This is a genomic window from Psychrobacter sp. UBA2514, assembly GCF_002341255.1.
Taxonomy (GTDB): Bacteria; Pseudomonadota; Gammaproteobacteria; order Pseudomonadales; family Moraxellaceae; genus Psychrobacter; species Psychrobacter pacificensis.
In genome coordinates this window covers 41,242-66,358 of the sequence record NZ_DDNS01000033.1, presented here as the reverse complement: position 1 = coordinate 66,358, position 25,117 = coordinate 41,242, and the positions used below count along the sequence as shown (strand labels likewise).

17 protein-coding genes and 1 other RNA gene are annotated in these 25,117 nt (G+C 43.4%); 6 read left to right on the top strand and 12 right to left on the bottom strand.

What is annotated here, in order from left to right; all coding sequences use genetic code 11:
* Positions 1-145: 145 nt before the first annotated feature.
* The 6 genes from B3V51_RS09260 to B3V51_RS09235 form a co-directional block, all read right to left on the bottom strand.
* On the bottom strand, positions 146-1,939 hold the full coding sequence (locus B3V51_RS09260; protein ID WP_093070758.1) for an acyl-CoA dehydrogenase C-terminal domain-containing protein: 1,794 nt from the start codon (positions 1,937-1,939) through the stop codon (positions 146-148).
* Positions 1,940-2,433: 494 nt separating this feature from the next.
* On the bottom strand, positions 2,434-4,146 hold the full coding sequence (locus tag B3V51_RS09255) for a sensor domain-containing protein (RefSeq protein WP_186474420.1): 1,713 nt from the start codon (positions 4,144-4,146) through the stop codon (positions 2,434-2,436).
* A 160-nt stretch (positions 4,147-4,306) separates the two neighbouring features.
* A complete protein-coding gene (locus tag B3V51_RS09250) occupies positions 4,307-5,173 on the bottom strand; it encodes a 16S rRNA (uracil(1498)-N(3))-methyltransferase (RefSeq protein ID WP_186474422.1) in 867 nt (288 codons plus the stop codon).
* A gap of 297 nt (positions 5,174-5,470) precedes the next feature.
* Positions 5,471-6,319 carry a methylenetetrahydrofolate reductase [NAD(P)H] gene (gene metF / locus B3V51_RS09245; protein ID WP_093070763.1) on the bottom strand — a complete coding sequence of 283 codons (849 nt, stop codon included), beginning with the start codon at positions 6,317-6,319 and terminating at the stop codon, positions 5,471-5,473.
* Positions 6,320-6,332: 13 nt separating this feature from the next.
* Complete coding sequence (gene ahcY / locus B3V51_RS09240) at positions 6,333-7,757, bottom strand: adenosylhomocysteinase (protein WP_186474424.1); 1,425 nt, start codon at positions 7,755-7,757, stop codon at positions 6,333-6,335.
* A 334-nt stretch (positions 7,758-8,091) separates the two neighbouring features.
* Positions 8,092-10,005 carry a TonB-dependent receptor plug domain-containing protein gene (locus tag B3V51_RS09235; protein ID WP_286708303.1) on the bottom strand — a complete coding sequence of 638 codons (1,914 nt, stop codon included), beginning with the start codon at positions 10,003-10,005 and terminating at the stop codon, positions 8,092-8,094.
* 400 nt (positions 10,006-10,405) lie between these two features.
* Between B3V51_RS09235 and B3V51_RS09230 the strand changes: the two genes are divergently transcribed.
* Entirely contained in the window at positions 10,406-12,376 is a 1,971-nt protein-coding gene (locus tag B3V51_RS09230) for a mechanosensitive ion channel family protein (protein ID WP_286708302.1), read from the top strand.
* Positions 12,377-12,416: 40 nt separating this feature from the next.
* Here B3V51_RS09230 and B3V51_RS09225 read toward each other — a convergent pair whose 3' ends face one another.
* The 5 genes from B3V51_RS09225 to B3V51_RS09205 all read right to left on the bottom strand — a co-directional run bounded on the left by B3V51_RS09225 (position 12,417) and on the right by B3V51_RS09205 (position 16,853).
* Positions 12,417-13,049: a DNA-3-methyladenine glycosylase family protein gene (locus B3V51_RS09225; protein ID WP_071001628.1), complete on the bottom strand. Its 633-nt coding sequence runs from the start codon at positions 13,047-13,049 to the stop codon at positions 12,417-12,419.
* A gap of 171 nt (positions 13,050-13,220) precedes the next feature.
* The gene (locus B3V51_RS09220) at positions 13,221-13,952 is read right to left on the bottom strand and encodes a Smr/MutS family protein (protein WP_186474426.1); all 732 of its coding nucleotides are present in this window, start codon (positions 13,950-13,952) and stop codon (positions 13,221-13,223) included.
* A gap of 107 nt (positions 13,953-14,059) precedes the next feature.
* The gene (gene trpC, locus B3V51_RS09215) at positions 14,060-14,935 is read right to left on the bottom strand and encodes an indole-3-glycerol phosphate synthase TrpC (RefSeq protein WP_212564473.1); all 876 of its coding nucleotides are present in this window, start codon (positions 14,933-14,935) and stop codon (positions 14,060-14,062) included.
* A 72-nt stretch (positions 14,936-15,007) separates the two neighbouring features.
* The gene (gene trpD, locus B3V51_RS09210) at positions 15,008-16,129 is read right to left on the bottom strand and encodes an anthranilate phosphoribosyltransferase (RefSeq protein ID WP_286708301.1); all 1,122 of its coding nucleotides are present in this window, start codon (positions 16,127-16,129) and stop codon (positions 15,008-15,010) included.
* A gap of 100 nt (positions 16,130-16,229) precedes the next feature.
* On the bottom strand, positions 16,230-16,853 hold the full coding sequence (locus B3V51_RS09205; protein ID WP_071001624.1) for an anthranilate synthase component II: 624 nt from the start codon (positions 16,851-16,853) through the stop codon (positions 16,230-16,232).
* 810 nt (positions 16,854-17,663) lie between these two features.
* Here B3V51_RS09205 and glnA point away from each other — a divergent pair.
* Together glnA and B3V51_RS09195 are read left to right on the top strand one after the other, a co-directional pair.
* The gene (glnA, locus tag B3V51_RS09200) at positions 17,664-19,073 is read left to right on the top strand and encodes a type I glutamate--ammonia ligase (protein WP_071001623.1); all 1,410 of its coding nucleotides are present in this window, start codon (positions 17,664-17,666) and stop codon (positions 19,071-19,073) included.
* A gap of 222 nt (positions 19,074-19,295) precedes the next feature.
* Positions 19,296-19,988 carry a DUF4124 domain-containing protein gene (locus B3V51_RS09195; protein ID WP_071001622.1) on the top strand — a complete coding sequence of 231 codons (693 nt, stop codon included), beginning with the start codon at positions 19,296-19,298 and terminating at the stop codon, positions 19,986-19,988.
* A 106-nt stretch (positions 19,989-20,094) separates the two neighbouring features.
* On the opposite strand, the gene B3V51_RS09190 is transcribed toward B3V51_RS09195, so the two are convergent.
* Positions 20,095-20,811 (bottom strand): SIMPL domain-containing protein, encoded by a 717-nt coding sequence (locus B3V51_RS09190; protein WP_071001621.1) that lies wholly within the window; start codon positions 20,809-20,811, stop codon positions 20,095-20,097.
* 252 nt (positions 20,812-21,063) lie between these two features.
* Between B3V51_RS09190 and ffs the strand changes: the two genes are divergently transcribed.
* The 3 genes from ffs (at position 21,064) to B3V51_RS09175 (ending at position 24,876) form a co-directional block, all read left to right on the top strand.
* An RNA gene (gene ffs, locus B3V51_RS09185) (signal recognition particle sRNA small type) lies at positions 21,064-21,160 on the top strand.
* Between the two features lie 209 nt (positions 21,161-21,369).
* Entirely contained in the window at positions 21,370-21,966 is a 597-nt protein-coding gene (locus B3V51_RS09180) for a LemA family protein (RefSeq protein WP_071001620.1), read from the top strand.
* A gap of 39 nt (positions 21,967-22,005) precedes the next feature.
* A complete protein-coding gene (locus B3V51_RS09175; protein WP_286708300.1) occupies positions 22,006-24,876 on the top strand; it encodes a M48 family metalloprotease in 2,871 nt (956 codons plus the stop codon).
* The last annotated feature ends 241 nt before the right edge of the window (positions 24,877-25,117 follow it).

Sequence of the window (25,117 nt, the reverse complement as noted above, 5' to 3'; positions counted from 1 at the left end):
GGACAGAGCAACTACTTATAAAAAGCACGCGACTGGTTGCTATCAACGATCATAATCAGCACAGTAAGACCCATACCGAAAAAATCGGCAACACACCGAAGTATGTTGCCGATAAAAATACGATATAAGAGGGATTTGGGGCTAATTAAAAAGCAAACTGGTCCACATCCATGCTCATGTATGGCTCAACGCCTGTGCTGATACGCTGTACATAGGTCGTGGTACGTGGTAGTAGTTTAGTGAAATAGAACTGAGCCGTTTTAACCTTGGCATCATAGAATGCTTTTTCGCCAGTGCCGTCGGCAATAGCGGTTTGAGCAACCAATGCCATACGCGCCCATAAATAAGCCAAAGTTACATAACCACTAAAGTACATGTAGTCAACCGCAGCAGCGCCAACAGCGTCTGGGTTTTCAGTGGCTTGCATGCCAATACGTGATGTTAGATCACCCCATTCTTTGACATGTTTGGCAAGCGGGCGGATGAACTGACCCATCTCGTCATTGTCTTTGTGCTCTTGGCAGAACGTCTGGATAATTTTGACAAAGTTTGCAAGCAGTTTGCCTTGCGAGCCCAGCACTTTACGTCCAAGAAGATCAAGAGCTTGGATCTCAGTGGTGCCTTCGTATAGGCAAGCAATACGGGTATCACGGACGTTTTGCTCCATGCCCCATTCACTGATAAAGCCATGACCACCATACACTTGGACGCCGTGATTGGCAGCTTCGAGCCCCGTTTCAGTCAAGAATGCTTTAGCAATCGGTGTCAATAGTGACAGCATTTGGTCAGCAAACTTCAGGTCATCGCCTTCGCCTTTGGCAACGGTATCGGCAAAGTGTGAGAGGTAATAAACCAGCGCACGACCACCTTCGGCAAAGGCTTTTTCGGTCAACAGCATGTTGCGAACCGCTGGATGAACGATGATTGGGTCAGCGACTTTTTCTGGCGCTTTGGCACCTGATAGCGCGCGCATCGCTAGGCGGTCTTTTGCGTAAGTCAATGAGCCTTGGAACGCGTACTCTGCTGCGGTCAAACCTTGAACAGCAGTACCGATACGAGCGACGTTCATAAAGGTAAACATGCACTGTAAACCGCGGTTTTCTGGGCCAATCAAGTAGCCTTTTGCACCATCAAAGTTCATCACGCAAGTCGCAGACGCTTTGATACCCATTTTGTGCTCAATAGAGCCACAGACGACGTTGTTGTTTTCGCCAAGGCTGTTGTCTTCATTGACCAACACTTTAGGTACGATAAACAGTGAGATGCCTTTGGTGCCAGCAGGCGCGCCTGGTAGACGGGCTAGAACGATATGAATGATGTTGTCGGTGAGGTCGTGCTCGCCTGCTGAGATGAAGATTTTTTGACCGGTGATGCTATAAGTACCGTCATCATTTGGCTCAGCTTTGGTACGGATAATACCCAAGTCAGAACCCGCATGGGCTTCTGTCAAGCACATGGTGCCTGACCATTCGCCGGTGACCATTTTTTCTAGGTAAGTTTGTTTTTGCTCATCAGTGCCATGGTGCTCGATGGTTTGAATTGCGCCATGCGATAGGCCAGGATACATAGAAAATGACCAGTTAGCCGTACCGACCATCTCATTGATGACCGTTGATAGTGAGAACGGCATGTTTTGACCACCAAACTCTTCTTCAGCAGATAAAGCAGGGAAGCCAAGCTCACAGTACTGCTTATAAGCTTCTTTAAAGCCTTTTGGCGTGGTGACCTTACCATTGTCAAACTTACAGCCTTCTGCATCGCCGCTTTGATTCAGTGGTGACAACTCGTTTTCGGCAAAGCTTGCCGCCATTTCAAATAGGCTGTCCATTAGCTCGCGGTCAGCTTCTTGGAACGCTGGTAATGTTTTATAATGGCTTTCACTATCGAGTAGCTCATGCATCACGAACTGAATATCACGTAAGGGCGCTTTGTATTGCATAACTTCCTGTCCTTTTTAGAATGTAACCGATCATAGCCAACAATGAGCATATGGTCGCACTATCCTCTAGTGCGTTATTCTTACCTAGCCAGTCTGGAAATCTAAATAAATGATAAACAGTGAAGCAGGTCAACCATGCTATCGATTACATAAAATAGTGTTGAAAAGAGTGGTGATTGTCAGAGTCAAAGAAAGATTAAATGTGCTCTAACAAATTCACTATAAAAGATAGGCTTTCATTAGCGATTATACAAGTTTGGTGAAAGCACTGATAAGTCATGAACCTGTCTTGCATCGATTGTGCAATCAACGTTAGGCCTCAATCTGAATCATTAATAACCCTATGAAACATTGACCGATATACAACAGGACAGATCAAAGATTCAGAGTTATATCAGCCAATTTTCATCATAAAAATAACGTTCACATAAAGAAAAACCGCTTCAGAGGCAAAGGCGCCAATAAGCGGTTTTATGATACCCAGAAAACAAGAGCTATTCGGTGGCATACTGTTTGACCAGCATCTCAGTGGCCACATCAGCGGGCACAGGTTTGCCAAACCAATAGCCTTGTCCATTTTTGCAGCCCATATCGAGCAACACATCGCGCTGCTGTTCGGTTTCTATACCTTCTGCCACCACATGCATGTCTAGAGCATCTGCCAAGTCTAGAATGGCTTTTACAATGGCATGCTGAGTACGGTCGGTATCAATTTTTGAGATAAAGCTCTTATCAATTTTGATAAAGTCAAAGGGGTAGTCTTGCAGGTAACTCAAGGATGCATAGCCCGTACCAAAATCATCTAAGGCAAGACGGACGCCCAATTCTTTGAGAGAGTTGAGTTGTTTTCTGACATCATCATGGCGCTGAATCAAAGAGGATTCGGTCACTTCGATATGCAACTGACACGCCGCAATATTGTGCTGTACCAATAGGCCGCTCACCATGTCAAAAAATTCAGGATGACTAAATTCGGCCGCATCGGCATTGATGCAGATATGCTGACAAAACCCTTGCTGTTGCCATTCAGATAACTGATGGGCAATCTTGTTAGCCATCTGTGAAAACAGCTCAAACGAGAGCTTATGGGTCAAAATAGCATCGATAAAATGTTTTGGTTTGAGTAGACCGCGAGTGGGATGTTGCCAGCGAACTAGTGCTTCAAACCCTGTGATAATCCCCGTATCCAATAAGAATTTTGGTTGATAATAGGGTATAAACTGTCCTTCAGCCGATGCTGCTCTCAGATCGGCTTCTAACTGTAGGCTACCTGAAGTGGCTTCCTCAATCGTTTTGTCATACCAACGGATATCATCGCCGCCGTGTTGTTTGACATACTGTAAGGCTTTTTCTGCTTTGCTCAACAGTCCTGTTACCTGAGCATCATTTTTGGGAAAGTAACTGACGCCTACAGAAATATGGCAGTAGATATTTGCATTTGTGGCCGCGTTTCCATTCATTGTGAAGGGTATCTCGCACATCTGCATGAGCGTATCTAATTGATGACGTACCATATTGCCATCTTGACACTCAAACAATAACGCAAAGTCATCCCCGCCAAAGTGGGAAAAGCAGCGTAAATGCTCTAAATGGAGCTCTTTGATACGTTTCACAAACTTCTGTATTAAAGTGTTTATTCCCTCAGATCCCAGCAAGCTTGCCAGATTGCGATAGCGGTCTATATTGAGACGTACAATCACGACTTCTTGATAAGTGTCTAATAAAACGTCACTGGCCTGACTCAAAAACACTTTGCGATTGGGCAATCCAGTGAGTTGATCGTAGTTGAGTAAATGAGCAACCTGCTTTTGATCTTTAACGACGGCAGACATGTCGCGTAGCATACCCACATGAAATACCGTTTGGTCGATACAAATTTTACGATAGGTGATTTGGCAATCGATCGTCTCACCATAGCGATTGGCCATGGAAAAATCCAACTCGTAGAAACCTGACTCTCTTAAATTATCCTTAATCTCTTTTAGGATAAGCTGCTCTTCTTCTGACAAAAATTCAGCCGCGTAAATACCGAGTGGACGACCGACCAAAAAGGATTCTTTATAGCCAATCATAAGCTCATAGCTGGCATTGACAGATAGATAGCGTAAATTACTGTCTAGCACAAAAATAGCATCTTCGATCTGCTCACACAGTTGGGCCATGAGTCGCTGTTTAATCGATACTGGAATGGGGTCAAAGTTGCTCATAATAATGTTTCACAAAAAATAAAGGCTTATAAAAAATAAGTACTGTGATTCAATTTACTAAATTAGAACTAAGATCACTTTTGATTCTACACAATACAAAACAAAAGTTCTATTTTAAAGTGTCTATAAATGATAGTAAATCTCATTAATAATACTGATTTTAACCATACAAAGCGAGTAAAGTAGTCAATGCAACCACGGGTGCTGTCTCTGTACGTAATACCCTACTGCCAATTTGCCAAGGCATAAAACCTACAGATTCGGCTTTTTGACATTCATCGTCACTGAGACCTCCTTCAGGACCAATCAATAGTTCAATATAGGGAGACTCTTGCTTGAGAACTGAGGCCAGTTTCTCGGGTTTTGCAGGTTGTCCAGCTGCTGGCACACTCATCTGCATACGTAGATTTGCAGCGCTACGTAGCACTTGATAATAAGTGTCTTGGCTGAGTATAGAGACGATAGGACTGACCATTGTTGCTGTATTCAACGCATCAGACGCAGGTTGATTCAGCCATTCATTGATAGATAGTGGGGCAAGTATCAGAGGTGGGCGATTCAGGCCGCATTGCTCGCAGGCTGCTATAGCGACTTGCTGCCAGTGAGCCAGTTTTTTCTCGATTTGTGCAGGTTTTAGATTGACCTCGCCATGATGACTACTAAGCAGTTGAATAGCCGTGACGCCAAGCTCGGTTGCTTTTTGTACCGCATAATCCATACGCTCGCCGCGACTCATTACTAAGCCGATTTTACTAATAATAGGCGCCGTACGATCATCCTTTAGATAAGTGAGGAGAGTAGCCGTCGCGTTTTTTTTACTGATTGCTTTTAGCTCTACCTTATATTCACCACCAAATCCATCGAACAAGATACCTTGATCACCGATATTTGCACGCAGCACTCGGCACCAATGATGGACGATGCTGTCTGGCAACTCAACGTGGCTCCCTAGAGGTAGGTCACCCAGCTTAGGTAAAGGCATAGCATCAATATTGTCGTTATTAATGGCATAAAAAAAACGTCGCACTTGGTCTTATTCCTATTATTTGATTGTGAGCGGTTATTATTGACCCAATAGAATATCACTTGATGCCACGAAAGGCATTCCTTTTATGATAATTACTGCCAGATAACAGCGCTCAACGGATAAACGACATTATCATATAGTCAGAAAAATTTAAGAAATACATTAAGATGAAATGTGTTTTTTGATACATGAATGTCCAGTAGATAAAATTTTCCAATAAAAAAACTGGCACTCCGAAGAGCGCCAGTTAGTTATAAATTCATTATATACTTGCTTAATGATCAAGATTATCAAGTATTAAACAGTAAGTCCTAATGCTTCAACCAAGCGTTTATTTGGCTCAACTTTGTTCATGCTATAAAAATGCATGGCTGGCACGCCTTCGCTCATTAAGCGCTCACATAAGCGATACACCACATCAAAACCAAACTCGCGAATAGATTTGCTGTCATCGCCAAAATCCGCCAATCGCTTGCGCACATAACGCGGAATATCAGCGCCGCAGCTATCAGCAAAGCGTATCAGGTTACTAGAGTTGGTGATCGGCATGATGCCAGCTACCAATGGCTGGGCAATGGTATCGATACCGCGTTTCTCTAACGTGTCACGCAAATACAGATAGCTGTCTGCATTATAAAAGAACTGCGTGATCGATGCATTGGCACCAGCGCGGTACTTATTCACCAAGTTGTCAACATCAAACTCAAAGCTACGCGCTTGTGGATGCATCTCAGGATAGGCCGCCACTTCGATATGGAAGTGATCGCCTGAGTACTCACGAATGAACTTGACCAAATCTACCGCAAATGGCAGCTCACCCATACCCACCTGACCGGATGGCAAATCGCCACGTAGTGCGACAAGACGTCTGATTCCTAAGCTTTTATAAAACTCAAGTAACTCAGCGATTTGCGCTTTGTCATCGCCGATACAAGACATATGCGGCGCAATTTCAGTCTCACTGCGCGCGCTTAGTGCTTGTACGATGTCTAAGGTACGGCTACGAGTTGACCCGCCCGCACCGTAGGTCACCGAAAAATACGCCGGTGACAACTTATTTAGCTCATCATAAGTGCTAAGAAGCTTTTCGTGACCTTGCTCGGTTTTTGCAGGAAAGAACTCAAAGGAGAAAGCAGGCTTACTCACAGTCAGGCTCCTTTTAGTATTTATAAGCGTCAGGTTTGAATGGACCTTCGACAGGCACACCCAAATATTCAGCTTGCTTTTGGGTCAGCTTAGTCAATGTACCGTTAAAGCCTGCAACCATCGCAGCGGCCACTTCTTCATCCAATTTCTTAGGCAATACTTTTACGTATAGGTTGTCAGTACGTTGGTCAGCTGGCAAGTCAGCGAATTTTTCTTCGAACAGATACATTTGAGCCAATACTTGGTTGGCAAATGACCCGTCCATGACACGTGATGGGTGACCAGTTGCGTTACCTAGGTTCACTAGGCGACCTTCGGCAAGCAAGATCAAATAATCGTTTTCATCATCTGAGCGGAATACTTGATGCACCTGTGGCTTGATCTCAACCCAGCGCCAGTTATCACGCATAAACTGAGTATCAATCTCGGTATCAAAGTGACCAATGTTACATACAACCGCACCAGGCTTAAGGGCCGCTAGCATATGACGGTCACAAACGTGATAGTTACCAGTCGTGGTGACAATCAAGTCTGTGTCTTCAAGCAAGCGTTTGTTGATGCTGTCTGCACCGCCAGTGTTGTCACCGTCGATGTATGGTGATAATACTTCAAAGCCGTCCATACATGCCTGCATGGCACAGATAGGATCCACTTCTGACACACGGACAATCATGCCTTCTTGGCGTAAGCTTTGCGTAGAGCCTTTACCTACATCGCCGTAACCGATAACCAAAGCGCGGCGACCAGCAAGGAACATATCGGTAGCACGTTTGATAGCGTCATTTAAGCTATGACGGCAACCGTATTTGTTGTCATTTTTAGACTTGGTAACTGCATCGTTGACGTTGATGGCAGGCACCTTTAATGTACCTTTATTCAACATCTCAACCAAACGGTGTACACCAGTGGTGGTCTCTTCTGAGATACCATGGATAATATCGAGCATTTGCGGATAGTCATTGTGAACAAGAGCTGTCAAATCACCGCCATCATCTAAGATTAAGTTGGCATCCCACAGCTGACCTGAGGCTTCGCCGCCAACGTGTACTTGCTGACGCAAGCACCATTCGTACTCTTCTTCTGTTTCGCCTTTCCACGCATAAACAGGGATACCAGCAGCAGCAATCGCAGCAGCAGCATGGTCTTGCGTTGAGAAGATGTTACATGAGGTCCAGCGGACTTCCGCACCTAGCGCGACTAGTGTCTCGATGAGGACAGCAGTCTGAATAGTCATGTGGATACAGCCAGCGATTTTCGCGCCTTTTAGCGGCTGGTCTGCTTCGTAGCGACGACGCAAGCCCATCAGGGCAGGCATTTCAGCTTCGGCAAGGGTAATTTCACGGCGGCCATAATCAGCAAGGCTGATGTCAGCGACTTTATAGTCAGTAAAAGAGGGATCGATCGTATGGGCAGAGGGTGTAGTAGACACTGCGTCCATAATATGCTCCTATCAGTGGTTAACGAATGATAAAAAGAATAAAAACGCAGGTGCCGTTGTTTGCGCTGTTGATGACCAAGAATAGGTAGCCAACAGTTAACCGAGCCTAACATAACCTGTGACTGCATAACGATAGAATGTTAATGCGGTAAATCACTGTTATGGCGCAACACCTCTCGGAGGTCGTTATTGTAATAGATGAGTCTGTGATTGTCACCTTTTGCTTGATATAAATAGTAAGCGTTTGGAGTATTTACTCATACAAAAAAAGGCCATCGATTGATGACCTTAATTTATTTTGATAATGACAGGATTTTTATACTGCTAGACAGGCTTAGAACCAGTTATAGGTTAAAGACGTGAAGAAGTTAGTACCGTCAGTATTATAGCCAATATCTGTTATATAATCTTCGTTAGTGATGTTGTTTAAGCGTGCCGTCATAGACAAGTTATCAGTAAGCTTATAGTTACCACTGATGTTCAGCAATCCATAATTGTCTACAAATTGAGCGTCAGTATTGGTAATTCTGCTGTAATAGTCTCCCACATACTGATATTCAGCGCGTATATCTAAACTTGGTAAACGGTAGCCTATGTAGACTAATCCTTTATGTTCAGGACGATAAGGAAGGTGGTTACCACTGTAATCTATGGCATTCTGACTAAAATCTACTCTGCCAGTATAGTCACTCTTATCTTTAGCATCTTGATAGTCATAGCTACCACCAAATAAATAGCTATCAATAACCCAATCAGATGTTAATGATACACCTCTAATTTCAGCTTTATCTACATTGACAGCTGTGCCTTCTGGAAACGAAATTAGATCATCAACATCATTATAATAGCCAGTCAGCCGTGTAGCTTGTAATGGTGTGCTGTATTCAACAAAGGCTTCATAGTTGTCGCTGGTTTCCGGCTGTAGATCAGGGTTGCCACCATATCCAGGGTATATATCATTGAACGTAGGTGCGCGGAACCCTTTTGCGTAGCTGGTACCAATACGCAATTCAGGGTTAATATGGTAGGCGCCGCCGAAATTATAAGTGGTTTCATCACCATATTGTGAGTTGTCATCAAAACGTATATTAGCTTGGGCATCGAACTGGTTAGTTGCCAAAACATAGCCTAAAAAGGTACTGGTCACATCGCGATCATCAATGTCATATTCACTACTATCTAGGCTTTGATTTAGGTACTCAACGCCGTAAACGCCTTGGCCGACCGCAAGTTGATGTTGACCTACTAAGCTGATTTGATCTTGTTTGCTGTCAAACACTCCACCGTATTCGCTAGAAGAGTCACTTTTATCAATTGAGTGACCATACTGTAATTTAAGTGAAGAGCCTGGTAGATAACGCCAATCTACGTATGCTTGAGCGCTACCGTTTTCTTGATCAGCATGAGCATTCTCATAATCACCATCATCAAAATCGGTAGTGGATTTACTGTACAAAGCACTGGCGCCTGCCAACCATTGATCATTAATACGTTGATTTAAAGCAATACTTACGTTGTCGCTTTCAAATCCATCTTCATCTTTATTATAACCAACTGCATTAGGCAGCTTGGCGCTAATGCCGTCATCTTCATTGTGACTAGCTGACAAACTCAATGTCGTGCCAGTCTCGTTAGCGAACTGTGCGCTAGCACCGTATAAGTATTGATCATTTGAGCCGACACCAGCGGTAACTGACATACTGCTTCGATTTATATTGCCGCCTTTAGTGAATACTTGAATGACACCGCCCATCGCATCCGCACCGTAGATGCTAGAACCTGATGCTCCATAGAGAACTTCAATTCGATCAATTTGATCAGCAGGTAGCAAGTTTAACGCGGCGCCGCCCGCACTTAACGAGCTATACCGTATACCATCAATAAGTACTAATATTTGTTTATTATCATAACCGCGCATATAAAAATTTGAGGTAGTCCCTGAGCCGCCATTGGTGTAATGACTGAACCCTGGCTGACGTTTTAAAACGTCAAGTGCCGTCTGACCTTGATAACGCTGTAGCTCTTCCTTATCAATCACGCGAGTTTGTGCAATCACATTACTGGTTTTGGTAGGCGTACGCGTGGCTGTTACGACAATTTTGTCAAGCTCAACTTGGGGCATCTCGCTATCGTTAGTATTGATTATCTCAGGGGTCGCCGCCATTGCTGTGTTGACTGCAAATAAACCAAGCGTGCTTAAGATACTTAGGCGAAGATAGGTACGTGAAGATGAACGTGATAAAGACATGGTCAATTCCAAAATAATCAAATTAAAAAATACAGACATAAAAAATAACTATTAAGACGTAAAAGGTGTCAAAAGTTACAAAAAACAGTATATAAGCAAAACTGCGCTCATTATCTACAAAAGTTCCGCCTTTATAAACCACTTTAACCTAATGTTTCTTCACGGTAGGATGAATATAATTCATGATGAGATGCTGATTATTAATTAGAGAGCTACTTTTTTATTAACGCCTATTATTTTAGTAAGCGGAATGGATTGCACAGAGCGCTAAAAACAACTGACTCACACAGTTAGCGACAAAAACCTATAATCAAAAGCACTGCTGTTATAAATAATTGTTATCATAGTGCCGATATTATGTGTTCTTCATTGTGCCACTCATAAAGTTAAGAGGTTTGTTTTGTCTACTCAGCATAATCTGACTCCCAGTACCGCGTCCTCTCTCCTAAATTCCATCATCAAAATATCCTCTATAGTCATAGCGCTGGTGCTGGCTGCCGTGTTGAGTATGGTGGTGCCGCATACTGCTTTTGCTGTGGATGCGGGCGCGCTTGGCGTGAATGGTGATAGTAGTGAGGAGACGGTAGCTACACCTTTACCTGATTCATTTGGGCGAGATACACCGCGTCATACTGTACAGGGTTTTATCAGTGCGCTGAGCGAAAACGACTACTTGCTGGCAAGTAACTATCTAAATTTATCCAAGTCCGATAACCCAACGACTGTCGTACGTCAGTTTAAACAAGCGCTTGATGCGGGTGGGCGATTCCAACCTGATTTGCAAATCAGTAATACCCCTGAGGGCAATCTCACCGATCAACTACCACCAAGTCAAGAAAATGTCGGTGTGATTAACATCGGTGAAAAAAGTGTGTCGTTGTTACTAGAAAGAGTGGTCTCCAAGGAGAACGAGCAGTATTGGCAGTTCTCGAGTGAGACGCTGAGTTCTATACCGGAAGTGATAGAAAACTCAGAGCCGACCTTGGTATCGCGCTACACGGTGGATTCATTAGATGGCAAAAAGCTCTTTGGTTATCAGCTGGCTGATTTGGTTGCTGCGCTATCCATGATTGTGAGTAGCTTTGTCCTCACTTATATCGCAGTATGGCTGTTATACCATCTATTGAGGATTGTTTATCCTCGTGTGCGCGGCGTGCCTTTGCCATTACCTGACAAAGTGATACTGCCGCTTTCTGTGGTCATTATGGCGCTGATCTTATCTGAAGTGATGGTCTATGCAGGTGTGTCCGTCACGCTGCGCGAACCAGTCAATCGCTTTACTGATATTGCTTCTTGGCTTGCGCTAACTTGGCTGCTATTACGAGTTATTGATGCCATATTTACTCGAGCGGTCAACCTAAGCTATAAGAAAAACTATACTGAGCGTGTCTCAATCTTGGGACTGCTCCGAAAAGTCGTCAAAGCGCTACTCTTAATATTTGCGGTCATTGTCATTTTTGGTAATTTGGGTTTTGACTTAACCACAGGTATTGCTGCACTGGGTATGGGTGGTTTGGCATTGGCACTTGGTGCACAAAAGACCATTGAAAACCTTGTTGGTAGTGTCGTAGTCGTCGCGGATTCACCAGTACGTATCGGTGATTATTGCAAATTTGGCACTTATGAAGGTACTGTTATTGACATCGGTATTCGCTCATCACGTGTGCGCACATTGACACGGACCGTTGTCACGGTGCCAAACGGTGATTTTTCATCGATGCAGATTGAAAACTTTACCTCGCGTGATATGTTCCGCTTCTTTCATCAGTTGTATCTGAAGCGTACTGCGGATATCGATGTGGTCTTCAAGATGGTCAAAGACTTAGATGAGTTTTTAAAAGAGCATGAGATGACCAACCAAGAGTGGAATCAAGTTAATATTTTAGAGCTACGCCAAGACTGCTACGTCATTCAGCTACAGGCATATATCAATGCCAATGATGTGATGGAGTTTTATGATAAGCAAAACGTGGTGTTCGTTGATGTATTAAACCAAGTCGCAAAATATGATGTCGAACATGCATTGCCAACCCAGCAGCTGATTGTCAATCAAGCGGAGCTTGAACATCATATGGAAAACAATATTGTTAAAACAGAGGATGACGCCTCAGAAGACCATAGCGATACGAATAGCAATGAAACAAATGTCAGTTTAGAAGACAATGATGATAATAATTCTGATGATGTGACTATCAACAAAGACACCGACAATGCTAACGATGATATGGCAAATAACCAAAAGTCATCTATGGCAACTGTCAGTAGAAAGGGTGCGCTCAAAGCGCTCAAACACAAAAGTCGTATGCTAAGAAAAAGCAAATTTAAGCATACTAAAAACAAATTTAGCTTGTCTATATGGAATCAGCCTTAGAAGTGATTTTTCCATATAGGCAATTATTCTACACGGTCAGCTATAAAGGTACTGCGGTTTTATTGCGTAATAAGCCGTAGTATGACCAGAGCAGTAAGCTGGCAGCGCTGCGATACGGTGACCAGTGCTGAGTGAGGTTGTTAAGCTGCTTGGGTGTTGGTCGTTCTGCTAAGCCTAATAACTCCATCGCCGCAACCTTGATGGCCAAGTCGTCAACAGCAAGCACATCTGCGCGTTTTAAAGAAAAGAGCAGGTACATCTCAGCGGTCCAGCGTCCGATACCAGTGACCGCCGTAAGCGTTTTGATGGCGTCTTCATTAGGCATATTTTCTAAAGCTGCAAAATCGATATTATGATCCACTAAGGAGCGGATATAGCGAGTTTTTTGCTTAGACAATCCCTGAGCTTTTAAAGCCTCGTCAGTTGCTTCACCGATTTTATACGGCGTTGTCAACGCAGCATCAACCAACCGCTTCCAGATACTTGCCGCCGCCGCAACAGACAACTGCTGACCGACCATTGCTCTCATTAATTGCTCAAACCCACCTGCATTGTGCCTAAGATCAGGTAGACCAACTTGCTCGTAGATAGCCGCGAATTTTGGCTCAATTGCAATCAATGCGCTGATGTTTTCGGATAGCTCTTGGGGTGTCTCAATGGTTTGTATGCTCATATTGATGTCACTTTGGCAGTTAAATAGTGAGTGGATAATTCAATAGTAAAGGCTGATAGGCGAATATCAAAGGAATAATCGTTAAGGATTGACAGGTGGATAATCGATAAAAAAAGGACTGCAAGTAAGCAGTCCTTTTTTATTTAATAGAGTTATCATAAGCGATGACTTCTATTCGCCATCTGTTTTAGGCTTTTTGAGCAGTACCAATACCGCGCCATTGCCACCGTCTTTTGGCGGTGCAGAGCAAAATGCCAATACTTCTGGCAATTGACGTAACCAACCATTAACGCAAGTCTTTAAGATGGCCTCAGAGCCTTTACCATGGACAATTTTTACCATGGTTTCATTTTTTTGCTTCGCTTGGCTTAGCAGTTGCGTCATGGCGTCACGTGCTTCTTCTATCGTACAACCATGGATGTCTACCGCATCGTACCAACGCAGCTTGCCTTTTTTGAGCTGATCAAAGATTTTATTTTGCAAGGTTGGCTGCTTATATGACAAATAGGCTTCAGCGGCGACAGGGTTCAGTAGGGCTTGCATGTCTGACAAGCCTGCGCCTAAATCGCTGGCTTCACTGCCTTGAGCGGCCGCACGTTTTGATAGTGTTGCGGCATCAGGTTTGCCTACTCTTGCCGTACTAGTAGGTGAGCGTACGTTTTTGTCTTCTAGCTGAATGACACCATGCATAGCTTGCATGAACAGTACTTTGTCATCGTCAACATGTTCACTGTCTAGCTGCTTGACGGTCTTTTTCACTTGCTTTTGCGTTGGCAAAGCGACAGGCTCAGTGGGCTTTTGGTTTTCACCTTCAGGGCTATTGGTATCACGGCCTTTACTCAATTGGCCTTTTAATTCTTTAAGTTGGTCTTGCATTTCTTTTGAAAACAGAGAGTTTGACATAAAAGTTAACGTATCGTTGGTTGATGAATGAAAGGTTGAGTCATTTATAGAGTAAATATTTTATTCAAGCTATCTGATTCTATTGAGGCTTGAACTATTGAGTTACTTTACTCGTCTACTGCGACGCCCGCAAGTAAGGATTGTAACGCTTGTCCCGGATGATCGGTTTTCATAAATTGTTCACCGATTAAAAAGTGCTGAATATCATGACTTAGCATAAGCCGAATATCATCACTGCTATGAATGCCGCTCTCGGTCACGATCAGTGGTTTTTGATCGGCATTATCAGCATCAGCAGAGAGTGCTTCGATTAAGATATTTTTCAAATCGAGCGTGGTTTGTAGGTCTACATCAAACGTGTTTAAATCACGATTGTTAATACCGTAAATATTGTGCGCTGAGCGTGGTAGCTGTAGCGCCCGATCAAGCTCAGACTGTGTATGCACTTCTATCAACACATCCATACCAAGCTCAATACTGAGCGCGTGTAACTCTTGTACTTGTGTGTCATCTAGGCAGGCCATGATGAGTAAGATGCAGTCAGCACCCATTAAGTAAGATTGATATATCTGATAGACATCAATCATAAAATCTTTGCGAAGTATTGGTAAGCTTGAGACATTTGCCGCTTGAATAAGGTACGTATCATCGCCCTGAAAATAATCGCGATCAGTCAACACTGATAGACAGCTGGCACCCGCTTGCTCGTACTGCTGCGCAAATAGAGCAGGGGTAAAATTATGATTGATAACGCCTTTAGATGGCGAGGCTTTTTTGATTTCAGCAATAATGCCAACACCATTATTTTCAGGGCTAGCAGCACGTAGGGCAGCAGCAAAACCTCGGCGCGGTTTGTTAGCAGCTGCGACTTGCGCTTTTAAGTCTGCAAGAGATAGCGCCGCGCGAGCTGCTTTTACTTCTTCTACTTTGGTTGCGACAATGCACTGTAGTACCGAAGGTATGTCTGAATGAGTTGTGGTCATGCTGTTATCCGAATATTGTTAAAGGTAAATAGGTAGTGATATATAGTTTTGCACTGTATTGGTGCGTATAAATCAACCCTCAATCACTAGCTGCTGCGTGTATTTGGCCAAAGACTCAAGCTTGAGTAAAGCATCACCATTTTGGATAATTTTTTGAGCTCGGCTAACGCCATTAGGATAGTTGCTGGCAAGTCCGGCGGTATATATTGCCGCACCTGCGTTCAAAGCAATCATATCGCGGGCTTTAAGTACAGCACGGTCATGGGTATCAGCACCAGATAGAGCAGCGCGGATCAGTGCAAGGCTTTGTTCAGGAGAGTCGACATCGAGACCAATCAGGGTTTGCGATTCGATACCTGCATCTTCTGGCATCATCTCATAAACGGATATTTCACCATCTTTTAGTTCAGCAACTGTGGTCGAGGTTGCTAGACTGATTTCATCCAAACCATCTTTTGCGCCGACGACCATGACATGCCGTGCGCCTAGGTTTTTCATGACTTTGGCAATTGGCTCACACAGCTGCGCGGTAAAGACACCAATAACTAAATTGGGCGTACCAGCAGGGTTGGTTAATGGGCCTAAAATATTAAAGATGGTACGCGCTTTTAGCTCACGACGTACAGGATTGGCATAACGCATGGCGCTGTGATGGTTGGGCGCAAACAAAAATCCAACCCCTTCATTCTCGATACAATCTTTTGCTTGTTCTGGAGTCAGCGCAAGACTGATGCCTGCTTGCTCAAGCAAATCTGAGCTACCAGATCTGGTTGAGACACCACGATTACCATGCTTGGCAACTTGTGCGCCAGCCGCCGCGACAACGAATGCCGATGCAGTCGATACGTTAAATAAGTTGGCACCATCACCGCCAGTACCAACGATGTCGACCAAATAGTCGCAGTTTTTTGGCTCAATATTGGCAGCCAGCGCACGCATCGCACTGGCTGATGCGGTGATCTCATCGATAGATTCACCTTTCATACGTAGACCTGTCAAGATAGCGCCCATCATCGCGTCGCTACATCTACCTTGCATGATGATCAGCATCACTTGATACATCTCATCAAAGGTCAAATCGATGTGCTGAAAGATTCTACTCAAAGCCGTCGTCAATAATTGATGTATTTGGGCATCAGACAGTTTTGCAATACCCTCTGGCGTGTGAGCTTCTTCTGTTTTTGTCGTACTCATGATGATCTCGCTTATGATTGTTTTTTATGTGAATCTATTTTTTATGTGAATCTATCTATGATTTGAGATAGAGTAATGAAAGCAGGTTCTTAAGTCAAAACTAGCCTACCTGTGGTAGCGCATCTGATGCTAGTTTTGCCAAGCCATAAGTGTGTAAAAAGTTATTAAGTAGTTGATAACCTGCTTCGCTCAAAATGGACTCAGGGTGAAACTGGACGCCTTCTATGGCAAGTGACTTGTGGCGAATACCCATGATCTCTTCAATACTACCATCAACGTTCTGCGTCCATGCGGTCAGCTCAAAGCAATCTGGCAGGGTATGCCTATCAATGACAAGTGAATGATAGCGTGTGACTTGCGATGGGTTTGGTAGTCCGGCAAATACGCCTTGGTCATTATGATAGACGGCTGATAACCGTCCGTGCATAACTTCGCCCGCTTTGACGACTTGTCCACCAAACGCCTGCCCAATCGCTTGATGACCCAAACAAATACCAAGTATCGGAATAATGCCTTTGAATGTCTCGATAACTTCGAGCGAAACACCCGCACGATCAGGGTCGCATGGACCTGGGCCAATAACAATCACGTCCGGTGCTAACGTTCGAATCTGCTCGATAGTAACTTGATCATTACGCCAAACGGTGATGTCCTGCTGCAATTCACCAAAATATTGTACGATATTGTACGTAAAGCTGTCGTAATTATCGATCATCAAAATCATGAAGGTTTCAACTTATCAGTTTTATTCTGTTTGTAATATGGGATATACGCCTACCGTTGTTCAAGGCTTTAGTTACCAAACAAAAGCAGCTATGATAACGACAGAGGGCATTATGGCGCGCGGTTATCTTACCACTATTTTGTCCTCTATCAAATGCAGAGCATGGGCTAGCTAAATAAGCATTACATAAAAATAGTTTTCTCTCATCATAATGATTTCACGAGCAGAGAAAAATCAGCAAATCGATATTTTATTATTGCACCGTAAAAGAACAATATAATAATTATAAGATTTTCTTAGCACCAATATAGTGCAAAATTATCACAACTAGTGCGTCGAATAACCTCTCAACATAAAGGTTGTTAGCAAAAATATATTTTTATATAAAAATTATTTGGCGTAAGTCACTGTAATTATTGTAAAATATTGTTTTAAGTGAGGTAAATAGTAATTTATTTGAGATATTGGCATAGCCTTTGCATTGAAGTTGGTATGATTATTGATGACCATAAAAACGGGTCTAAAAATAATTATTCATAAGTGCCAGAAGAGTTCAGCATGACGAGTTATATATTGCTAGAATGATATGAGAATTGACTTAAGATGTTTGTAGACCATTGAGATGACTATTGGGCTAATTAAGAAAGCGTCTTAGGTGAGTGTCTTGACTAATCCGACAAATAGTGCTGATAATAAGCATAATATCGAATGCGCTGTTTGGTATTGGAAGGACATCTGGAATTCTTGCACAAGAAATGGCACCAACAATTTTAAATTGCAATAACGTGACCAACACAACGGAGATTATGTATGTCGAACAAATTATTAGATCTTATTCAATCCTCTAATGCTAAATGGGTTGACTTTCGCTTCACTGATACGCGCGGTAAAGAGCAGCACATCAGTTTCCCAGCATCGACTGTCGATGAAGATGTCATGGAAGATGGCAAAATGTTTGACGGCTCATCTATCGCTGGTTGGAAGGGTATCGAAGCGTCTGATATGATCTTGCGTCCTGATCCAGAAACGGCGTTCGTTGATCCGTTCTTTGATGCGGTTACTGTGGTCGTGACTTGCGATATTATCGAGCCATCAACACTACAAGGCTATGATCGTGACCCACGCTCTATCGCACGCCGCGCTGAAGAGTACTTGAAGTCGACTGGTATCGGTGACACGGCTTACTTCGGTCCTGAGCCTGAGTTCTTTGTATTTGACGATGTAAAATGGTCAGTTGACATGTCTGGCGTCAGCCACAAGATCACGGCTGAAGAAGCGGCTTGGTCAACTAATGAGACTTATGAGTGGGGCAACATGGCTCACCGTCCACGCGTCAAAGGCGGTTACTTCCCAGTACCACCAATCGATAGCTCACACGATATGCGTTCTGTCATGTGTGAACGCATCGAAGAAATCGTTGGTGAAGGCCGCGTAGAAGTTCATCATCACGAAGTGGCTTCTTGCCAGTCTGAGATTGGTGTTGCATTCAACACGATGGTACGTAAAGCGGATGAAGTTCAGCAATTGAAATATGTTGTCCATAACGTGGCGCACCAGTTTGGTAAAACAGCGACCTTTATGCCAAAACCAATCGTTGGTGACAACGGTTCAGGTATGCACGTGCATATGTCAATCTCAAAGGACGGCGTAAACACGTTCTCTGGTGATGAGTATGCTGGTTTGTCTGAGACCGCATTGTACTTCATCGGTGGTATCATCAAGCATGCTCGTGCGCTGAATGCGATTACCAACCCATCAACGAACAGCTATAAGCGTCTTGTACCGCATTATGAAGCACCTATCAAGCTTGCTTATTCAGCGTCTAACCGCTCGGCGTCTATTCGTGTGCCACATGTGAGCAGCCCGAAAGCGGTACGTATCGAAGCGCGCTTCCCTGATCCAACGGCGAACCCATACTTGGCATTTGCTGCGCTATTGATGGCAGGCCTTGACGGTATCCAGAACAAGATGCACCCAGGTGAAGCGGCTGACAAGAACTTATATGACTTGCCACCAGAAGAAGAAGCGCAAATCCCAACGGTTGCAGAGAGTCTAGATGTTGCGCTACAAGCACTAAAAGATGACCATGACTTCTTGTTAAAAGGCGATGTGTTCACTAAAGACATGCTAGAAGCGTTTATTGCATTGAAAGAAGAAGAAGTACAACGCCTAAACGTGACTGTACACCCTGTCGAGTTTGACATGTACTACAGCTGCTAATAACGAATTAGTCCGTTAAGTTAATTCGATAAAAAAGAACCAGTCAAGTGAATTTTGGCTGGTTTTTTTGTACCTGTTGGAAAAGATAGTGGTATAAATGGATGATATTTTTTTAAATACCATTGATTTCACATCAAATCCTACTGATTTTGCACCAAAAGTGTCGCATAATAGTTCTTATAAAAGTATATTAATAGTAAATACTAATTAGGTTGACTGACTATGAGTTTGTTATCAAAGCGAGATTTGTTACGAGGTAATATACAGTTAGGAGCATTGGCTATCATGGCTAGTCTTTGTGCGCCTCTCAGCAACGCAGCACCCATCTATAAAGTGATTGATGAGCAAACAGGGCAAATCACCTTTACCGATCGTCCGCAGTCTTATGAGGAGCAGGCAGGAAAACAAGTCAGCCAGACCAGCGTTAATACCGGCGAAAGTAGCGCCCCCAAAGGAATGCCAAGTGAGGTCAGAGGCAATACTGATCTTCCAGCTGCCGCTGCCACCAAACCTGCGGTGAATATCAACTATCAGTTGAGTATGATTGAGCCGAGTACAGAGCGTGCCTATCAGCGCCCTGCACAGAGTATCGTCATCGCGCTTGACGTAAAGCCTGCATTACAAAATGGCGATCAAGTGAGTATATATTTGGATGATAAAGAAATTGCTCAAGGTCTGAGTGCCTCTGTTGCGACAGTTGATCTGCAGCCAGGCCCACATAGTATTCGCGCTGTCGTAAAAACAGTATCAGGACAAACCCGTCAGCAAGTCAATCGTACGGTACATGTCATTCAAAACACCTTGATTCTACAAAAGAAAAAGAAGCTTGCCGAGCAGCTGCTTGCTTACGAGCGCTTGCCATGGCACCAAAAGGTCTTGTTAAAAATGCGCGGTAATGACGCTGTATCTCAATAGCAAAGTCATTAGTAATATATAAATAAAAAGGGCAGACGTGATCATCGCGTCTGCCCTTTTTATGTATTGCTTCTACTGAGCTTTAAATAAGCCTGTTGTCATTTACTTATTTGGTCAGCTCAATGGTACCATTGGCAGTCACTGAGATAGTGCTATTACCAGACTCAAAGCTTTGGCTTGGTACCGACTCGTCTGCCATGCCTGATTTCATGCTCATAGCGCTATACATTGGGCGTGGATAGTTGCTACCGGTATTCAAATTAACATTCACGACGCGATAGCCGCGTGCATTCCAAGCGCGCGTCAGGTTTTTGGCCTGCTGCTGGAAGGCGCGAGACGCTTCTGTCATTAGTTTTTGCTCTAATGCATCTTTTTTGGTGTCTGAAACCCCAAAATTAAGATTATCCATGACTAAGGTTTCTTGTAAATCCGCAATCAGCTGACTGATTGCTGCAAAGTCTGTACTTTTCAAGTCTATGTTTGCTTGACCTGTCCAACCAATGATTTTGTCGTTTTTGTCATAGCGTGGATAGGTACGCTGCTGCCCAGTGCTCACAGTCACGCTTGGGTAGCGTTTGGCAATTTTCATGGCATTATTGATTGACGTATTAAGCATCGTGGCTAAAGTTTTGGCATCCGTTGTCTGAGCCTTTTTATATAAGCTGGCACGTACTTCATCGTTTTGGATTTCTTCTTTTACTTCTGTCTGAAACGTCAGTTGGTCATAGCCTGTTGGCTCTGCATGGGCGCTACCTATCATGGCTGTCATTAAACAAGCAGTACCAGAAGCGATGGCCAGTTTATTCAATAGAGCATTTTTCATGGTTATCTCCTAAATCAATGTTAAGGGTATTCATATGAATACTTTCAAAAGGTATTTACAAAGGAAGTTGTACCTCTTATTTTTAAGTGTTGACATGTGTGCAACTTCATTCACTAAAATAACAAAATCTGTATAAGTTGCTGTGAGAATTTTGTGAGCTAGGTTACTGGGTTATTTTTCGATTAAAACAAACAGTTTTGAGATAGGGGTTGTAAAATTAAAAAATCCTTGTATAATCTCATCCGGTGGCTCCATTGGTAGCCTCGCAACATTGTTCTATGAATCCCGCCAGGACCGGAAGGTAGCAACGGTAATAGATTTGATGTGTGCCGAGGATGTGCTGATGGAGTCGCTTTTTTTTGCCTAAAATTTGATAGATATTCTAATAAAGTACCTAATATACCGGTATTCTGTATTAAGCCCTTCATTGTAAAGGGCTTTTTTTTGTCTAAAATTTCATTCGATTTCTTATTTAAATTAAAAGCGTCATTGATTAATATGCGTTAAAATACAATGTATTAAGTTTTAATAACATTCTAGACACTTTGAGGTTTGGTTATGAAGATGTTTGTTTGGCTGTTCATTATATTTGTGGTGCTAATCGTTATGTTTGGGGTGTCCATATTTAATAAATTGGTGCGTGCACGTAACCAAGCAAAGAACGGCTTTGCGCAGATAGATGTGCAGCTCAAACGTCGCCATGATTTGATTCCAAATCTAGTCGAAACAGCTAAGCGTTACCTGACTCATGAGGAAGAGACACTGACACGAGTTATTAGCGCACGTAATCATGCTCAAAACCTACAAGACTCGCATAAGCATCAGCCAGACTCAAAAGAGCACATGGCACTATTTGCCAAAGCAGAAGGCATGTTGTCCAAAGCGTTGAGTCAGTTTTCGGCAGTGGTAGAAGCCTATCCTGAGCTTAAAGCGGACAGTATGATCAAAGAGTTGATGGATGAGCTGACCAATACCGAAAACAGAATCGGTTTTGCTCGTCAGCACTATAACGATAGTGTGATGTTTTATAATAATGATCGTGAAGTGTTCCCTAACAATCTTGTCAGTACAACCTTTGGTTTTCGTCCGCTTAGCCCCTTGGTATTTGCAGACAGAGATGTCATTGCTAAAGCACCGAATGTTAATCTGGGCTAAGATTTAGATAAATTTGGCCAAGGTTAGGCAGCCCAGTTAATGGATTTTTTTGGTGAACAGCGGATACGTACACGGCGCAGTCTATTACTGTATGGGCTGTTTTTCCTTATTGTGCTCGCCCATATCGTGGTGGCACTGGCTATCATGGGACTGCTGTTAACGATATTCACGGGTGGTATATATCATTGGGTATTGATGCTAGTCATTCTCTTTATAGTAGGCAGTTTCGTTGGTGGGAGTTTTTTAGAATATCGGCGCTTGCGAGCGGGGGGACGCGCTATTGCCCAGCGAGTAGGGGCGGTCAGACTGTTTATTGATAACAGTCAGGAACCATGGGAGCACAGTCATGGGGTCGCGCATCAATATGAAATCAAAGAAAAAGTTCACTATCGCTCACATCATATAGCAGTACGAAGCGAGCGTGATTTCCCACCAGTCTATCGTCGTTATTATGAGATTGCCTATCAGTTAGCGATTGCATCAGGTTTGTCTGCGCCTCTCTTATACGTACTACCCAATGAGCAAGGAATCAATGGCTTTGTCGCTGGTCGCCATCGTCAAGATATGGTGCTTATCGTGACCCAAGGCGCGCTAGATAAATTGTCTGATGAAGCATTATATGGGCTGATTGGTCATGAGTATGGTCATATCTTGCATGGGGATGCCACGTTCAATCTACAGCTGATGGTGGTACTGGCTGGTTTACAGATACTATATGATTGGAGCGATCCCATTCCTAATACTCGCTATGCTGATAATCACAATGTATCGCATAAGCTACTATCACAGAGACACGTTGATGGACGCGCGCGCAATACCGAAGCTCAGACTACTCACTTTACGACCCACAGCGAGTGGGTAGCGTACTGGCAACAGCAGTCTCACCAGCATCAGTCTAGATGGGTACAAAATACACCAGCGATGCCTCACAGAGCACCCCGTAGTGTCTGGACACTACTGCTCCATGGTCTAAGCTTCTCGAGTATGGCAAGTGCTCAGTTGATTAAACATAGCTTTAATCGTGAGCGTGAGTTACTTGCTGATGCAACCAGCGTACAATTAACGCGCTCGCCTGCGATCATAGAAACCTTAAAAGCCATTCATCAGGACCCGATTGGGTCACGCCTCTCTGGTATTGCCGATGTCAATGGACTCAGCCATTTTTTCTTTGCCAGTAGTGGCGCGGACTTGGGTGATGTATCGTGGTTTGCTACCCACCCAAGCTTGACGGAGCGTATGAGTGCTATTAATGCTGATGCCTATCGTAAGTTTGCCGTACAAGTCGTTAAAGAAAAGCGGATCAATCAGCAGAAAATAAAAGAAATATATCGGCAGCGCCATCTAGGTGATTGGGGAGCTGTAATAAAAAATAGCCTAAGCAAAAATTCACAGAAAAAGTCTCAATTGCCGCATCGATCATTGTTCGATATTGATGCAGAAGAAAACCATAAGCAGAACGCTATTTTTGATAACACTGCAAGTAACAGTGAAAGCCAGACATATAAAGGTCTTGAGTTCACTAAAGAGGTAGATACAATTATCGATGGTCGCTTGCAGGTAGAAATAGCACCTATAGATACCGATAATTTGCTGAAGCCTTGGCAGGCCAAACCTGACGCTGACCTACCAGAAGATATATTAATTGAAGCGAGCGATATTCAAAAGGTGTCACTCCCGCAATATGTACTCAATCATATTTATCATCCACTTGGTGCACAAGCGCTAATAGAAGCGGTCATGCTTTGCCATCAGCATCAACCATTGTCAACAAATGCATTATATGGTTTGGCAGATATTTGGGGTGAGGACTTTTCTATTAAAAGTGACTCTACTAGTCATAAGCAAGTATTACCCCATAGGATAGATGCTAAGCTACTGGCCATAGTGGCCAATTTGGATAGACGTTTGGACAGTGCTTTGATTGTATTTGCATTAGCCCAGTTACGTCGTCATGACTTATCTGAAATACATATCAAACAATTAAAGCTTAGAAGTGACAGCGAACACAGTCACGAAAGCGATCAGTACTATAAAAAACAAGCAAAATGCCGTACGATGTTGTTGCGTTACCAACAAGGTATGGTTGAGTTATTTCACCAACAGCTGACATCTGACTTAACTAAAAGCTTAGCTTGTGATTCTGTAGATCAAAAAATATCGAGTGATCGCTCTTACTCGGCAGCGAATTCATTCAATCATTCATTAGCTGTAGAGAGGCAAAAATCATCCATACTGTCATTATGGCAAGCACTACAATTACAGCAGTTACTACCGATATTGTCTGAGGTTTTACACGATACGGATGGGCAAACTCTATCATCACAGACACTCAAAACTGGTATAGAAGGCATAAGGGTACAGCTAGATCCTTCAGGGCAAGTATTTGAAGCACTGAGCGATGCTCAGATGTCGATGGTGGTTTTACTGGCTTATCGCCTATCAAAAGATGCCAAAGGCCAGATGATCTCAATGTATGAGCGCTCATTATTGAGTGAAGGTGATGAGAGTGTGGCGCATTACATTGTAGATTTAAGACGTCATGCGCGTTTGGTTGATATTGATTTGACGACAGTGAGCGATGTCAACTTGCAATGGTTGTTATTAACGGCACAACACTTAAATAGTATTCAATTATTAGCGATTATTGCTGCGGTTCCTACGTCTACTAATCATTCTATCAAGCGCCCCAGAAATACTTTGGATAGTACTAATTATCCAGAGAGACAACAGGATGGTAGTCAAATAGATTATAATGACGATAGCACGGTAAGACCTGCTCATCATGAGTATCGACAATGGCTAAGTACATTGCATACCGTGATGTTACACGATACGATAATCAGCCAAGATGAATATGATTGCTTGCTCGCAATGTCAGAGCGCTGGCTAGGCGTACGGCAGCTTTTTTGATAAGAACTACCAAAATCATCTAAAAAACTATATAGACAACATAATTAGGATAGTAGAGTCGTATGAGTGATATCCAAGACCCGCTAAGTGTATTGCAGCGCCGTGTGCAGCAGCGCCAAATCCTAGCGATGATGGGTATCAATCAATGGGTGCGGCCTGAGTCAAGTACCGTAAATATAACGGATATCACGATAGATTCGGTTGAGCACTCAAATACTGGCTCTATTGATACTGAATCCGC

Bases quoted from the DNA above. Each gene is read 5' to 3' on its own strand.
- trpC (WP_212564473.1), bottom strand. From the start codon at position 14,935: ATGACCACAACTCATTCAGACATACCTTCGGTACTACAGTGCATTGTC.
- ahcY (WP_186474424.1), bottom strand. From the start codon at position 7,757: ATGGACGCAGTGTCTACTACACCCTCTGCCCATACGATCGATCCCTCT.
- B3V51_RS09190 (WP_071001621.1), bottom strand. From the start codon at position 20,811: ATGAAAAATGCTCTATTGAATAAACTGGCCATCGCTTCTGGTACTGCT.
- B3V51_RS09205 (WP_071001624.1), bottom strand. From the start codon at position 16,853: ATGATTTTGATGATCGATAATTACGACAGCTTTACGTACAATATCGTA.
- B3V51_RS09235 (WP_286708303.1), bottom strand. From the start codon at position 10,005: ATGTCTTTATCACGTTCATCTTCACGTACCTATCTTCGCCTAAGTATC.
- B3V51_RS09195 (WP_071001622.1), top strand. From the start codon at position 19,296: ATGAGTTTGTTATCAAAGCGAGATTTGTTACGAGGTAATATACAGTTA.
- glnA (WP_071001623.1), top strand. From the start codon at position 17,664: ATGTCGAACAAATTATTAGATCTTATTCAATCCTCTAATGCTAAATGG.
- B3V51_RS09180 (WP_071001620.1), top strand. From the start codon at position 21,370: ATGAAGATGTTTGTTTGGCTGTTCATTATATTTGTGGTGCTAATCGTT.
- trpD (WP_286708301.1), bottom strand. From the start codon at position 16,129: ATGAGTACGACAAAAACAGAAGAAGCTCACACGCCAGAGGGTATTGCA.
- B3V51_RS09225 (WP_071001628.1), bottom strand. From the start codon at position 13,049: ATGAGCATACAAACCATTGAGACACCCCAAGAGCTATCCGAAAACATC.
- B3V51_RS09260 (WP_093070758.1), bottom strand. From the start codon at position 1,939: ATGCAATACAAAGCGCCCTTACGTGATATTCAGTTCGTGATGCATGAG.
- B3V51_RS09255 (WP_186474420.1), bottom strand. From the start codon at position 4,146: ATGAGCAACTTTGACCCCATTCCAGTATCGATTAAACAGCGACTCATG.
- B3V51_RS09175 (WP_286708300.1), top strand. From the start codon at position 22,006: ATGGATTTTTTTGGTGAACAGCGGATACGTACACGGCGCAGTCTATTA.
- B3V51_RS09220 (WP_186474426.1), bottom strand. From the start codon at position 13,952: ATGTCAAACTCTCTGTTTTCAAAAGAAATGCAAGACCAACTTAAAGAA.